The organism is Streptomyces violaceusniger Tu 4113 (assembly GCF_000147815.2).
In the GTDB taxonomy this organism is placed as follows: domain Bacteria; phylum Actinomycetota; class Actinomycetes; order Streptomycetales; family Streptomycetaceae; genus Streptomyces; species Streptomyces violaceusniger_A.
Genome location: NC_015957.1, coordinates 7914501 through 7927492, shown reverse-complemented (window position 1 = coordinate 7927492; position 12992 = coordinate 7914501). Strand labels below are relative to the sequence as shown.

Sequence of the window (12992 nt, the reverse complement as noted above, 5' to 3'; positions counted from 1 at the left end):
ATCCACGCAGGTGGCCGGGTTCACACATGGTCGACGATGCCCACCTTCCCTTCCGCCCGAGCGCAGTGCGCACAGCAGAAGAACTGGCCGTCCGCCTCCACGCCCTGCCCGATGATCTGGGCGCGGCAGTGTTCGCAGATGGGCGCCATGCGGTGGATGGCGCACTGGAAACAGTCGAAGACGTGCACATTGCCCTGCGCGTGCACCTCGAATGTCATCCGGTAATCGTTTCCGCATACCTCACAACGTGCCATGCGCCTCAGCGTGCGGGCCCGCGCGGTGGCGGGCGAGCGGCGGCCGGGCGCGTCGCGCCGACTTCACCTGTTTGTCGGCGGCGCTGGGGTGACGTCCTGGAGGAGCTGCATGAAGGCCGCCTCGTCGATGACGGGCGTGCCGAAGGAGCGGGCCTTGGCGGTCTTGGACGTGGGCGAGTCGGGGTCGTTGGTGACCAGCACGCTGGTGAGCCGGGAGACGCTGGTGGCCACGTGCAGCCCGGCCTCGATCGCCCGGTCCTCCAGCAGCTCGCGGTCGACGGAGGTATCCCCGGAGAACGCCACCCGCATGCCCTGGACGAGCTGCCCGCCCGGCTCGTACCGCCCGGGGTTGGGGTAGGGGCAGGCGGGGCGCTTGCGGCTGGGCCGCCAGGTCTGCCGGTACGAGCGCTGGCGGCCGATCGTCGGGCCGTCGGACCACTCGGTGAGCGGCTGGCAGGCCAGCAGCGGCAGGCGCAGCCCGGTCTCGGCGGCCCGGTGGAGGCTGGGCCGGAAGGTCTCGGCGAGCACCCGCGCGTCGTCCAGGGCGTGGTGGGCGCGCCGCTGGACCACTCCGTAGTGCGCGGCGAGAGTCTCCAGCTTGTGGTTGGGCAGCGGCAGGCCCAGCTCCTTGGAGAGGGCGATGGTGCACAGCCGCTGACGCACCGGCGCGGCGCTCTTGGAGCGGGCGTACTCCCGGGCGAGCATCGACCAGTCGAAGGCGGCGTTGTGCGCGACCAGGACGCGGTCGGCCAGGCGCTCGGCGAGCTCCCCGGCGATCTCGGGGAAGCGCGGGGCGCCCTCGAGCACCTCCTCGGTGAGGCCGTGGATCCACACCGGGCCCGGATCGCGCTGCGGATTGACCAGCGTGTACCAGTGGTCCTGCACCGCGCCCCGGGCGTCGAGCTGATAGACCGCCGCGGAGACGATCCGGTCGTCGCGGGCGAGGCCGGTGGTCTCCACGTCGACGACCGCGTAACCCTGCGGATAGGTGGCCGGCCAGGAGGACGGCGGTGCGGGGTGCGGTGCGGCTGTCGTGGGGTCTTCGAGCATGGTCAATGAGGATACGGGCCGCCGCCGACAAGCCTGACCGGCGGGCCGGTCGGGACAGGCGGCGCCCCGGGGTTGATGGGGCGTCGGGGCCGGGCGGTGGGTCAGAGCTTGGACAGGGCCAGTTGCAGATCGATGTCGCTGGTGAGGATGCGGCCGGCGCGCTTGTCCCCCGGGCGGTCGGGCACCGTGACCTTCACCCCGGGCGAATCCCCGGTGAGAACGGTCACCTTGGCGCCGTCGAAGCGCGGGGCCCGCTGCTCGATGACGGACTTCAGCCGGTCGGCGGCGCGCTCGGCGGTCCGTTTGCCGTCGGTGAGGGCGCAGATGACCCCGGATGTCTCCTTCGCGGACTTCGCGAGCTGTCCGGTGGCCGACAGGCGCACGGTGTTCTTGGCGTCCTCGGCGTTCTTCCCGCCGAAGTCGACCCGGTAGGCATCGCCCAGGCAGCGGTCCAGGGCCTGGTAATCCGGGTCGTCCGCCAGGGACTTGCCCTTGGCCGGGCGCACCGAGGAGAGGTCCTTACCGGCGAAGCCGAAGGAGAGCCCGTCCTGGGCGACCTGGAGGGTTATGCCCTCCTTCTTCCAGATGGTCTCGCCATGCCAGATGCTCCGGGCGAATCCGCCCGCCTTGAGCTTGGCGGTGATGCCGTCCGCGTCGAAGGAGCCGTCCCAGTGCCCGGCGTAGCCATTGGTCACATCCGTGTCGATCATGGCCGGATCGAGGCCGTAGGCATGGGCGTTGAAGCGGTAGCCGCTCAGCAGGGGGCTGCCCGCCTGGCCGACCGTCCGGAACCGCTGGGAGTCGCCCTTCTCCAGGGAGCGCACCCGGCCGGCGTCGAGATAGGAGACCTGGGCCCCCGTCGCGCCCGCGACCGAGATGTGCCCCACCGCGGCCATCAGAGGTGAGGAGGAGTCATCGTCGCCCGACCCGGAGGAACACCCCGTGGTGAGCGCCGACAGCAAGCAGGCAAGGGCTATGCCGCCGGTCCGGAACCGTTCTCTGGCGCTGCGCACAGGCGGGGAGCTTAATCGGCCATGCGCCCCTGGGCGACCCCTGTTGTTGACAACTCATCTACCATACTTGTTGGTAACTACCCCTAGCGGCGGCCTTACGGGCGGTTCTATGTTGCGGACATGCCGCACCTGCCCAATGCCGTGTTGTGGTCGATACCGGCCTTTGTCCTGCTCACCGTCGTGGAGATGGTGAGCTACCGCTTCCATCCCGACGACGATGCCGAGGGCTATGCGGCGAAGGACGCCGCGACCAGCGTCACCATGGGGCTCGGCAGCCTCGTCTTCGACCTTGTGTGGAAGATCCCGATTGTGGCGATCTACGCCGCCATCTACGAACTCACCCCACTGCGCGTCCCGGTGCTGTGGTGGACGCTGCCGCTGATGCTGCTCGCCCAGGACTTCTTCTACTACTGGTCGCACCGCGGGCACCATGTCATCCGCATCCTGTGGGCGTGCCATGTGGTGCACCACTCCAGCCGCAACTTCAACTTCACCACCGCCCTGCGGCAGCCCTGGACCACCTGGACCGTGTGGCCGTTCTACGTGCCGATGATCGCGCTCGGGGTGCACCCCGCGGCGGTGGCGTTCTGCTCGTCGGTGAACCTCGTCTACCAGTTCTGGATCCACACCGAGCGGATCGGCACCCTGCCGCGCCCCATCGAGTTCCTCTTCAACACCCCCTCGCACCACCGCGTCCACCACGCCTCCCAAGGCGGCTATCTGGACCGCAACTTCGGGGGCATCCTCATCGTCTGGGACCGGCTCTTCGGGTCGTTCGTCCCCGAGATCGAGCGGCCCGTCTACGGCCTGACGAAGAACATCGACACCTACAACCCGCTGCGCGTGGCCACGCACGAGTACGCGGCCATCGCCCGCGACATCGCGGCGGCGCGGGGCTGGCGGGAGCGGGCGGGCCGGGCCTTCAGGGGGCCGGGCTGGCAGCCCGGGCCGGTCCCGGAGGGCGGGTCGGCGCCGGAGCCCGGGTCGGCTACGGAGGCCGGGCCTGCTCCGGAGGCCGGGCCGCCTCCGGAGGCCGGGCCGCGGGAGCCGGTCGGTGAGAGCGTGCGGTGACGGCCGCCGCCGGGCGCGCGACGAGGGCCCTGCCCGCCCTCTTCGCGCTGCTGACCGCCGTTCACCTGGGCGCGCTGCTCATGGACGCCACCACCGTCGTCCATCTCACCAAGCCCGCCCTGATGCCCGTCCTCGCCGTCTGGGCCCTGGTGCGCGGCGGGCCGTGGCCGCTCCCCGCCGCGCTGGTGTGCGGCTGTGGCGGCGATGTGCTGCTGCAGATCGGCGGTGAGACCGCGTTCCTGGCCGGAATGGGGTGCTTCGCGGCCGGGCACCTCTGCTATCTGGCGCTGTTCACCCGTGCCGGACGGGGCGCCCTGTTCGCCCGCGCCGGGTGGCCTCGTACGGCGCCCTGGGCGGCCGCCGGGTACGGGGCCGCGTGGCTGGGCACGGTGGCGCTGCTGTGGTCCGGCCTCGCCTCGCATCTGCGGCTTCCCGTCGCGGGCTACAGCCTGCTGCTGACGGTCATGGCGCTGGCCGCGCTCGGGGCGGGCCCGTGGACCGGGCTCGGCGGGGCGCTGTTCATGCTCTCCGACACGCTGATCGCGGCCGGGCTCGCCGACTGGCCACGGCCGCCGGTGCCGCAGTTCTGGATCATGGCCACGTATATCGCCGCCCAGTGGCTGCTGATGGCGGGAGCGATGCGCGGCGCGGGCCCGCGCCCCGGGCCACAACCGGCGCTCGTCGGGCCGTGAGAGGCGCTCGTCAGGCGGGAACGGGCGCCCGTTGGGCCACAACCGGCGCTCGTCAGGCCGTGACCGGCAGCCGCCTCAGCCGGACCACCCGCAGCGGGTCCGAGGGGCGGTCATGGCTCAGCTCCCAGCCCCGGGCCCGCGCCGCCTCGATGACATAGCCCGCGCCCACACCGCGGTACTCGCGCACGGCGACGTCGTGCGGGCCCGGCGGCGGGGCCTTCTTCGCCTTCTGGGCGGCCAGCTCCTTGCTGGTCCAGGCGGCGATGCGGTTGTCGACCCGGGCCCGGTAGAAGGCCGCGTCGCCCTCGTGCCGCAGCTCCGGGAACGTCACGCACCAGGCGGGCCACACCGCCACGCTGTCCCCGAACTTGTCGATCAGGCCGAGGAACCCCTTCTCGAACCCGGGGATGACCGTAAGGATCTCGGCCACGATCCCGAAGGCGATGAAGCCGAGGAAGATCACCGCTATCAGCGCCCACCACAGCGGCAGCAGCAGCACGGTCAGCACGAACCGGATCAGCAGCCAGAAGGCCGACCGCGGGGGCAGCGGTCCCCAGGGAGCGTCGTGGTGCACGGGAACGGGATCCTCTCGCCGCTGCATGGGGGACGCATACGGGCCGCCGGGCGGCTGATCCACCCCGGCGGCCCGTGCATTGTGTCAGCCGGTCACTTCTCGACGGCGTCCAGGGCGTCCGCGAGCCCGGCGCCGTAGAAGCCGTTGTAGCGCTTACCGCCCTCGCACACCGCGTCGACCGTGCCGTCGCCGTCGATGTCGTACGGCGTCGGGCAGGCGAGGTCATCGGCCTCGGCCTTGAGCAGCGCCTTCACCTGCCAGGGGGAGGCGTGCGGATGGGTGCTCTTGACGAGCGCCGCGACACCGGCGACATGCGGCGAGGCCATCGAGGTGCCCGCCATGTAGCCGTACTGCCCGCCCGGCAGCGTGTTGTAGATCAGGCCGCTGGTCGCCGGGGGCTCCGGCTTCTGGTAGATGGTGCTGTCGCCGCCGGGGGCCGCGATGTCGATGATCCCGAGGCCGTAGTTGGAGAACGAGGACTTGAGGTTCTTGGCGCCGGTCGAGGCGACCGTCACGACACCCGGCAGTTGGGTCGGGATGTCCAGGCAGACGCTCGGGTCCACCTCCCGGTCACCGGGGGTGGTGTCGTTGGGGCTGGAGGGGTCGGTGATGGTGTCCGAGGTCAGGTCGTAGTTCTCGTTGCCCGCCGCGGCCACATTGACCACGCCCTTGCGCTCCGCGTACGACGAAGCCCGGCGCACCGCCTCGACCAGGGCCTTCTGGTCCGGGTCGGTGGTGCAGTTGAAGTACCACGGGTCGGTGTAATAGCTGTTGTTGGTGACGTCCACGCCGTGCTCGGCGGCCCAGATGAAGCCGCAGACGACCGCCTCGGTGTAGAAGAACCCGGCCGTGGTGGACACCTTGATGCCGGAGACCTTGACGCCCGGGGCCACACCGGTGACGCCGATGCCGTTCTTCGCGGCGGCGATCTCCCCCGCGACATGGGTGCCGTGCGGGGACTCCTGCGCGGTCGGCCGCCAGGCGCCGTCGGCGGTGTCCGGCTTGCCGGTCACACAGTTGACGGACGCCTTACGGTCGAAGTTCGGCGCCAGGTCGGGGTGGGTGTCGTCCACACCGGTGTCGATGACCCCGACGGTGACATTCCGGCTGCCCAGGCTCTTCTCATGCGCCTTGTCCGCCTTGATGGCCGGCAGATCCCACTGCAGCGGCTCCAGCGGGTCCTGCCCGGCCTTGGCCTTCGCCGCCACCGCCTGCCGCTCCTTCTCGCTCAGCAGCTTCGGCGTGTCGATGTCGTCGGTGGACTGGGCCGGCAGCGGGGCGGTGCGGGTGTTACCGGCGGAGGCGACGCCGCGGACCTTACGGACGCTCTTGGCGAAGTCCGGGTTGGCGGAGTGGACGACGATGACGCCGATCCGGTCGTACGACACCACGACCGTGCCGCCGGCCTGGGCGATGGCCTTGCGGATCCGGGACGGGTCCTGCCCCGGGCGGGTGTTGACGACATAGCTCAGGGACGGACCGTCGGCCGCGGTGGCCGCGGCGGCGTGGCCGTCCCGTCCGAGAGCGGTGGCGGTGGTGGGCAGGAAGGCCAGCGCGGTGGTGAGCGCCATGGCGGCGGGTATCGCGGCGGTGCGCAGCGGCAGGGAGGTGCGGCGCGGCGTCATGGGTACTCCGGTTCTCTCGAGTGGGTGAGGAGGCTCTGGGCGGACGGACCGGGCTGGATGGACAGCGTTCCGGACCGGGGGCGCGGACGCGCGCTCAGCGCGCCACTCGGGGGACGTGGAGCCCCCGGGCGCGGGCGGCGGCCCAGCGGGCCGCGTCAACGGCCGCAGTACGGCCGGGGTCATCCGCACAAGCGAATGTGCGCGCCCTCGGGGCGCGGATCCCGCCCGCCGCCTCGATGCCCCGGGACGCCGCGAGACCGGGGCAGAGACGGCGGGGAGTGGCGATGGGGTGGTGCGAAGCCGACGGACCGTCAAAAGCCCGCCGTCCGGGTCTTGGAGGAGCCGATCTCAGATGAGCCATGGGGTCTCCACTTCATCCGTACGGGCCGCCCCGACGCCGTCGGCGTCTGGGCGGGTACATGACGAAGGAAGCTATCGCTGATCAAGGTCGGACATCAATGCATTCCGGAAGAAAACCCGCCACAGTACCCGGAGTCGATCCTTCCTCCGAAGTTGTATCCGTCTTTCAATCAACCGGCCCCTGTCGTAGCGGGTCGGCGTCGCCCTACCATGCGTGATCTGGATCACCTCCGCCGCCGTATTCGTCCCCGTCGGACCCACTCACCAGGAGAGACCGTGGATACCGCCCCGGCCAATGATCGTCCCGACGATCAGCGGCAACGAGACCGTTCTTCCTACGCCGAGGTGCAAGCGAGCGCGGAGTTCGGCGAACTGCGCGGTACCCACCGCTCGTTCGCCTTCCCGCTCACCATCGCGTTCGTCAGCTGGTACCTGCTCTACGTACTGCTGTCCAACTACGCGGGCGACTTCATGGGCGCCAAGGTCGTCGGCCATGTCAACGTGGCCCTGGTGTTCGGGCTCGCCCAGTTCCTGACGACCTTCCTCATCGCCTGGTGGTACTCCCGGCACGCCGCAGCCAAGCTCGACCCCCGCGCCGAGGCGATCAAGTCCCGTATGGAGGAGCGTTCATGAGCTTCCATCTGCTCGCGGCCGAGAGCGCCTCGGACAACCGGCCGTTGATCATCACGCTCTTCACGGTCTTCGTCCTGGCGACCCTCGGCATCACCATCTGGGCGGGCCGGCAGACCAAGGACGCCAACGACTTCTACGCCGGCGGCCGCCAGTTCACCGGCTTCCAGAACGGCCTCGCCATCTCCGGCGACTACATGTCCGCCGCGTCCTTCCTCGGCATCGCCGGCGCCATCGCGCTCTCCGGCTACGACGGCTTCCTGTACTCGATCGGGTTCCTCGTCGCCTGGCTGGTCGCCCTGCTGCTGGTCGCCGAGCCGCTGCGCAACTCCGGGCGCTACACGATGGGCGACGTCCTCGCCTACCGGATGCGCCAGCGCCCGGTGCGCACCGCCGCGGGCATCTCCACCATCGTCGTCTCGATCTTCTATCTGCTGGCGCAGATGGCGGGCGCCGGTGTGCTGGTCTCCCTGCTGCTGGGCATCACCAGCGAGGCCGGGAAGATCCTCATCGTCGTCCTCGTGGGCGTCGTGATGATGCTCTACGTCACCATCGGCGGCATGAAGGGCACCACCTGGGTGCAGATGGTCAAGGCCGTGCTGCTGATCGCGGGCACCCTGCTGATCACCTTCCTGGTGCTGCTGAAGTTCAACTTCAACATCTCCGACCTGCTGGGCGAGGCGGCCAAGAACAGCGGCATCGGAGAGTCGTTCCTGGAGCCGGGGCTGAAGTACGGGCTCAACGCCACCACCAAGCTCGACTTCATCTCCCTCGGCATCGCCCTGGTCCTGGGCACCGCGGGACTGCCGCACATCCTGATCCGCTTCTACACCGTGCCCACCGCACAGGCCGCCCGTAAGTCGGTCAACTGGGCCATCGGCATCATCGGCGTCTTCTACCTGATGACCATCGCGCTGGGCTTCGGCGCCGCCGCCCTGCTCGACCACGACGCCATCATCGCCTCCAACAAATCCGGCAACACCGCGGCCCCGCTGCTCGCCGAGGAGATCGGCGGCGGAGCGGACTCCACGGGCGGCGCCATCCTGCTCGCGGTGATCTCCGCGGTGGCGTTCGCGACGATCCTCGCCGTAGTCGCCGGACTCACCCTCGCCTCCTCGTCCTCCTTCGCCCACGACCTGTACGCCAATGTCATCCGTAAGGGCCAGGCGACGCAGAAGGAGGAGATCTCGGCGGCGCGCTGGGCCACCGTCGGCATCGGCACCGTCGCCGTCGTCCTCGGGGTGTTCGCACGAGATCTCAACGTCGCCGGACTCGTGGCACTCGCCTTCGCGGTCGCCGCCTCCGCCAACCTCCCGACCATTCTCTACAGCCTGTTCTGGAAGCGCTTCACGACCCAGGGCGCGCTGTGGTCCATCTACGGCGGACTGATCTCCTCGGTCTTCCTGGTGCTCTTCTCGCCCGTCGTCTCGGGCAAGGAGACCTCGATGTTCCCGGACGTGGACTTCCACTGGTTCCCGCTGGAGAACCCCGGCCTGATCTCCATCCCGCTGGGCTTCCTGCTCGGCTGGCTGGGCACCCTCGTCTCCAAGGAGCAGCCGGACAAGGACAAGTACGCCGAGCTGGAGGTCCGCTCGCTCACCGGCCACGGCGCCCACTGATCCGCCCCGACCACCCGCGCGGCCCCTCCCTGTCACACCCGTCGCGTACGCTGCGAGACAATTGAGCACAGTGCACGCGATGTCAACCGTGGAGGGGCCGCACCATGCTGATCGACACCTACGGTCGCGTAGCCACCGACCTGCGGGTCTCCCTGACCGACCGCTGTAATCTGCGCTGCACCTATTGCATGCCGGAAGAGGGCTTGCAGTGGCTCGCCAAACCGGACCTGCTCACCGACGACGAGATAGTCCGGCTGATCGGGATCGCCGTCACCGAGCTCGGTGTCACCGAGGTGCGCTTCACCGGCGGTGAGCCACTGCTGCGCCCCGGTCTGGTCGGCATCGTGGAGCGCTGCGCGGCCCTCACCCCGCGCCCCCAGATGTCGCTCACCACCAACGGCATCGGGCTGCAGCGCACCGCCCAGGCCCTGCGCGACGCGGGCCTGGACCGGGTCAATGTCTCGCTCGACACCCTGCGCCCGGAGGTCTTTCAGGCCCTGACCCGGCGCAAGCGCCATGACGATGTGCTGCGCGGCCTTGACGCGGCGCGCACCGCCGGGCTGACCCCGGTGAAGGTCAACACCGTGCTGATGCCCGGGCTCAACGACGACGAGGCGCCCGATCTGCTCGCCTGGGCCCTGGAGAACGACTATGAGCTCCGCTTCATCGAGCAGATGCCGCTCGACGCCCAGCACGGCTGGAAGCGCGACGGCATGATCACCGCCGGGGACATCCTGACGAGTCTGCGCACCCGCTTCACCCTCACCACCGAGGGCGAGGACGAGCGCGGCTCCGCGCCCGCCGAGCGCTGGCTGGTCGACGGCGGCCCGGCCCGGGTCGGCGTCATCGCCTCGGTCACCCGGCCCTTCTGCCGCGCCTGCGACCGCACCCGGCTGACCGCCGACGGACAGGTGCGCACCTGTCTGTTCGCGCGCGAGGAGTCCGATCTGCGCGGGGCGCTGCGCTCCGGCGCCGCGGACGAGGAGATCGCCCGGCTGTGGCGGTTGGCGATGTGGGGCAAGAAGGCCGGATCCGGGCTCGACGACCCGTCGTTCCTCCAGCCCGACCGCCCGATGTCGGCGATCGGCGGATGACGGTTCGCGGGATCGGTGATCAGGGGCGGGGGGAGTGGCCGCGGTCAGTGGTCGGTGGCCGACCACTCCGCCAGCGTCACCACGTCCTTGAGGAAGCCCCGCATCCCGAGGAACTCCGAGAGATACTCGCGGTGCTCCTCGCAGGCCAGCCAGGTCTTGCGCCGCTCCGGGGTGTGAATCTTGGGATTGTTCCAGGCCAGCACCCATACGGCCGGGGCACGGCAGCCCTTGGCGGAGCAGATCACGGTGTCGGTCTCGGCGGAGGTCTCGCGGGTGTTCACACCGCAGACTCTACGGAAGGCCCGGCGGACATGGCGACGCCGGGCAGCCACGGGGGGAGCCGCCCGGCGTCGGTCCGTCGCTCCGACGGGGGATGCGGAGCGCGTACGCAGTATGTCACGCGGGATGGGGCCGGGTGCACCGGTCCCGCACTATTGATCTGAGGTTTTCTTGAGCTTGCCGAAACGCGGCAGGTCAGCCCCGCTCGCCCCGTCCAGGCTCGCTGATATGTCCGACGTCCTCCGGGACGGATTCCGCCCCCCGGGAATCGGTCGGCTCCTCGCCGCGCCCGGCGATCAGCATCGGACGGGGCGGGGTCGGAATGAAGGTGGTGGGCAGCGAAGTGGCGTTCTCCCGGCCCGCGTTGGCGATCACCACCGAGATGTAGGGCAGCACCACACCCAGCACCAGGGCCACTATGGCCACATGGCGCTCCACGTTCCACAACACTGCCGCCAGCACGACCGCGAGGGTCCGCACCGACATCGAGATCACATAGCGGCGCTGCCGGCCGCGGACGTCGTCGGCCAGCCCCTGCCGGGCTCCGGTGATCCGGAAGACCTCTGCATCGCCATGCTTCCGCATCACGTTCCACCACCTGATCGCCGAGCGGGCTTCCCCCGCTCTGGAACGTACTCAACGTTACGCCGCGTCTGCTGTCGGTTCGAGACCGGGGCGCCCTGACGGGTGCTGTCCGGGGTGCGCCAGAAGGCGTACCGGCCCTCCGGCGTGCGCCGTACCCGAAGTCGCCGAACACTGGAGGGGATGTGCATCTCCCGTGCATCCCTTCGCCGCGTGTCAGGGAGGCGACATGAACTGGCTATGGGCGATCGTCGTGGGTTTGATCCTGGGTGTGATCGCCAGGGCGATTCTGCCCGGCAAACAGGCCATTCCGCTCTGGCTGACCTGCATCTACGGCATCCTCGGCGGCATGCTGGGCAACGCGGTGGCCGGCTGGATCGGGGTCAGGACCACCGGGGGCTTCGACTGGATCCGGCATCTGCTCCAGTTGGCGTTTGCGGTGGTGATCGTGGCCCTGGGCACCCCGCTGTGGCACTCCATCCGTGGCGGCGGACGCAGACACGGTGCTGAACGGACCTGAACAAACGAACGGACCTGAGCGGACCTGAACGGAACCCCCGGGAACGCGGCGCGCCGCGCGGGGGCACCGCGCCCGGGTGCCGACACGACGGCGGCGGCCGGCGCGCGTGGTGGACGCGCACCGGCCGCCGCTTTCGTCCAGCGGTGAGGTGGGCGGGTTACACCCCGCGCACCTGGGCGATCTTCCGCCCGGCCTTGAGGTAGACCGTGCCGGAGCCCGCCGTCACCCCGGTGGACGCCAGCGTTTCCGCGACCACCTCGGCCAGCGGGCGCACCGCCTGGGCCTCGGGCAGCACCACCGACTCCTGGCCGCCCTCGGTCTCGATCACCAGCCGCAGACCGTTCTGCTTGGCGACCCGGCGGGCGGCCGAGGCGCTGGGCTGGAACTCCAGCACCTTGCTCAGCACGGTCGCGATGGACTCGGCGCCGTGCTCCCCGGCGTCGACCACCGGCAGCGTCTCGACGTCGGTGAAGCTCTTCTTGGAGAACTGGGCGACGAAGCCCGCACGGGCCGCCATCGCCTTCTCGATGCCGTACAACGCCGCCACGACCTCACCCGCCAGGACCTTCTTCAGATCCATCGGGTGCAGCGACCGGTCCTCCACCCGGGCGGTCGCGGCGGCGATCTCCGCGTCCGTCCACTCGGTCCATGCCTCCAGGTACGGCTTCATCAGCCGGTCCGGAATCGACATGATCTTGCCGAAGACATCGTCGGCGGTCGCGGACAGCGCGACGTAGTTGCCCTTGGACTTGGACATCTTGGCGCCGGTGCCGTCCGTGCCCTCGATCAGCGGCATCGTGACCACGAGCTGCGGCCGCTGCCCGCGCAGCTCCATCAGCTTGCGGCCCATCTGCAGATTGAGGAGCTGATCCGCGCCGCCCAGCTCCACATCGCACTCCAGCGCCACCGAGTCGAGGGCCTGCGCGATCGGGTAGAGCAGCTCGGACATGGTGAGCCCCGAGCCGGCGGCCAGCCGGTTGCGGAAGTCCTCGCGCTGCAGTAGCTGGGAGACCGGCACCTGGGAGAGCAGCCCCAGCAGCTCGGGGAAGGTGTACGGCGCCAGCCACTCGCTGTTCTGCCGGAAGCTGACCTTCTCGAAGTCGAAGAAGGGCCGGACCTGGTCCTGGTAGCCCGCGAGGTTCCGGGCGATGTCCTCGTCGGTCAGCGGCGGGCGCTCCGCCGTACGGCCCGACGGGTCGCCGATCTTGGCCGTGAAGTCGCCGATCAGCAGGGTGACGTCATGCCCCATGCGCTGGAAGCGGCTGAGGATGATCATCGGCACCACATGGCCCAGATGCACATCGGCGGCCGTCGGGTCGATGCCCAGCTTGATGCCCAGGCCCTGGCCCGCGCCGCGGCGCTCCTCGATCCGCTTGGCCAGCTCCGCCACGCCGGGCAGGATCTCGACCGTACGGGACGCGATCAGCTCGGCCTGCTCCGTCGGCGACAGGTCCGTCAGATCGATATAGCGCCGCGAGCCCGTCTCCTCGAGCAACTGCTCGACGGTCTTGTCGGAGGAGAGGTCCTGCGAGAGGAGCTCGGTGGCGCGGGCGACGGATTCGCCGAGGCGTGTCATGGCGTTCCTGGGGATAGACGAAACGGATACGGATCAGATCGGGCGTGGACCAG

14 protein-coding genes are annotated in these 12992 nt (G+C 70.0%); 6 read left to right on the top strand and 8 right to left on the bottom strand.

Features of this window, described 5'->3' with window-relative positions; translation table 11 throughout:
• Nucleotides 1–20: 20 nt before the first annotated feature.
• The 3 genes from STRVI_RS32300 to STRVI_RS32290 form a co-directional block, all read right to left on the bottom strand.
• A complete protein-coding gene (locus tag STRVI_RS32300) occupies nucleotides 21–254 on the bottom strand; it encodes a hypothetical protein (RefSeq protein ID WP_043236893.1) in 234 nt (77 codons plus the stop codon).
• Nucleotides 255–317: 63 nt separating this feature from the next.
• Complete coding sequence (locus tag STRVI_RS32295) at nucleotides 318–1304, bottom strand: DEDDh family exonuclease (protein ID WP_014059770.1); 987 nt, start codon at nucleotides 1302–1304, stop codon at nucleotides 318–320.
• A 101-nt stretch (nucleotides 1305–1405) separates the two neighbouring features.
• Nucleotides 1406–2317 (bottom strand): hypothetical protein, encoded by a 912-nt coding sequence (locus STRVI_RS32290; protein ID WP_150112940.1) that lies wholly within the window; start codon nucleotides 2315–2317, stop codon nucleotides 1406–1408.
• Between the two features lie 120 nt (nucleotides 2318–2437).
• Here STRVI_RS32290 and STRVI_RS32285 point away from each other — a divergent pair, with 120 nt between their 5' ends.
• Nucleotides 2438–3388: a sterol desaturase family protein gene (locus STRVI_RS32285; RefSeq protein ID WP_014059768.1), complete on the top strand. Its 951-nt coding sequence runs from the start codon at nucleotides 2438–2440 to the stop codon at nucleotides 3386–3388.
• Nucleotides 3385–4080, top strand: a complete 696-nt coding sequence (locus STRVI_RS32280; protein ID WP_014059767.1) for a lysoplasmalogenase — start codon at nucleotides 3385–3387, stop codon at nucleotides 4078–4080. Before STRVI_RS32285 ends, STRVI_RS32280 begins: the two co-directional genes overlap by 4 nt.
• Before the next feature lie 52 nt (nucleotides 4081–4132).
• Here STRVI_RS32280 and STRVI_RS32275 read toward each other — a convergent pair whose 3' ends face one another.
• Together STRVI_RS32275 and STRVI_RS32270 are read right to left on the bottom strand one after the other, a co-directional pair.
• Nucleotides 4133–4654 carry a hypothetical protein gene (locus STRVI_RS32275; RefSeq protein WP_014059766.1) on the bottom strand — a complete coding sequence of 174 codons (522 nt, stop codon included), beginning with the start codon at nucleotides 4652–4654 and terminating at the stop codon, nucleotides 4133–4135.
• Nucleotides 4655–4746: 92 nt separating this feature from the next.
• Nucleotides 4747–6279, bottom strand: a complete 1533-nt coding sequence (locus STRVI_RS32270; RefSeq protein ID WP_014059765.1) for a S8 family peptidase — start codon at nucleotides 6277–6279, stop codon at nucleotides 4747–4749.
• 636 nt (nucleotides 6280–6915) lie between these two features.
• On the opposite strand from STRVI_RS32270, the gene STRVI_RS32265 reads away from it, so the two are divergent.
• From STRVI_RS32265 to moaA, 3 genes are all read left to right on the top strand, one after another.
• Nucleotides 6916–7272: a DUF485 domain-containing protein gene (locus STRVI_RS32265; RefSeq protein ID WP_014059764.1), complete on the top strand. Its 357-nt coding sequence runs from the start codon at nucleotides 6916–6918 to the stop codon at nucleotides 7270–7272.
• Nucleotides 7269–8888, top strand: a complete 1620-nt coding sequence (locus tag STRVI_RS32260; RefSeq protein ID WP_014059763.1) for a solute symporter family protein — start codon at nucleotides 7269–7271, stop codon at nucleotides 8886–8888. The genes STRVI_RS32265 and STRVI_RS32260 overlap by 4 nt, the downstream gene beginning before the upstream one ends.
• A 104-nt stretch (nucleotides 8889–8992) precedes the next feature.
• Nucleotides 8993–9982 (top strand): GTP 3',8-cyclase MoaA, encoded by a 990-nt coding sequence (gene moaA, locus STRVI_RS32255; RefSeq protein ID WP_014059762.1) that lies wholly within the window; start codon nucleotides 8993–8995, stop codon nucleotides 9980–9982.
• 44 nt (nucleotides 9983–10026) lie between these two features.
• Here moaA and STRVI_RS32250 read toward each other — a convergent pair whose 3' ends face one another.
• Entirely contained in the window at nucleotides 10027–10263 is a 237-nt protein-coding gene (locus STRVI_RS32250; protein ID WP_014059761.1) for a hypothetical protein, read from the bottom strand.
• A gap of 193 nt (nucleotides 10264–10456) precedes the next feature.
• On the bottom strand, nucleotides 10457–10846 hold the full coding sequence (locus STRVI_RS32245) for a DUF3099 domain-containing protein (protein WP_014059760.1): 390 nt from the start codon (nucleotides 10844–10846) through the stop codon (nucleotides 10457–10459).
• 226 nt (nucleotides 10847–11072) lie between these two features.
• Between STRVI_RS32245 and STRVI_RS32240 the strand changes: the two genes are divergently transcribed.
• A complete protein-coding gene (locus STRVI_RS32240) occupies nucleotides 11073–11363 on the top strand; it encodes a GlsB/YeaQ/YmgE family stress response membrane protein (protein WP_014059759.1) in 291 nt (96 codons plus the stop codon).
• A 157-nt stretch (nucleotides 11364–11520) separates the two neighbouring features.
• Here STRVI_RS32240 and tyrS read toward each other — a convergent pair whose 3' ends face one another.
• On the bottom strand, nucleotides 11521–12939 hold the full coding sequence (tyrS, locus tag STRVI_RS32235; protein ID WP_014059758.1) for a tyrosine--tRNA ligase: 1419 nt from the start codon (nucleotides 12937–12939) through the stop codon (nucleotides 11521–11523).
• Nucleotides 12940–12992: the final 53 nt, after the last annotated feature.

Coding starts and splice junctions, on each gene's coding strand:
- STRVI_RS32300 (WP_043236893.1), bottom strand. CDS start 254: ATGGCACGTTGTGAGGTATGCGGAAACGATTACCGGATGACATTCGAG.
- moaA (WP_014059762.1), top strand. CDS start 8,993: ATGCTGATCGACACCTACGGTCGCGTAGCCACCGACCTGCGGGTCTCC.
- STRVI_RS32240 (WP_014059759.1), top strand. CDS start 11,073: ATGAACTGGCTATGGGCGATCGTCGTGGGTTTGATCCTGGGTGTGATC.
- STRVI_RS32270 (WP_014059765.1), bottom strand. CDS start 6,279: ATGACGCCGCGCCGCACCTCCCTGCCGCTGCGCACCGCCGCGATACCC.
- STRVI_RS32285 (WP_014059768.1), top strand. CDS start 2,438: ATGCCGCACCTGCCCAATGCCGTGTTGTGGTCGATACCGGCCTTTGTC.
- tyrS (WP_014059758.1), bottom strand. CDS start 12,939: ATGACACGCCTCGGCGAATCCGTCGCCCGCGCCACCGAGCTCCTCTCG.
- STRVI_RS32245 (WP_014059760.1), bottom strand. CDS start 10,846: ATGCGGAAGCATGGCGATGCAGAGGTCTTCCGGATCACCGGAGCCCGG.
- STRVI_RS32295 (WP_014059770.1), bottom strand. CDS start 1,304: ATGCTCGAAGACCCCACGACAGCCGCACCGCACCCCGCACCGCCGTCC.
- STRVI_RS32260 (WP_014059763.1), top strand. CDS start 7,269: ATGAGCTTCCATCTGCTCGCGGCCGAGAGCGCCTCGGACAACCGGCCG.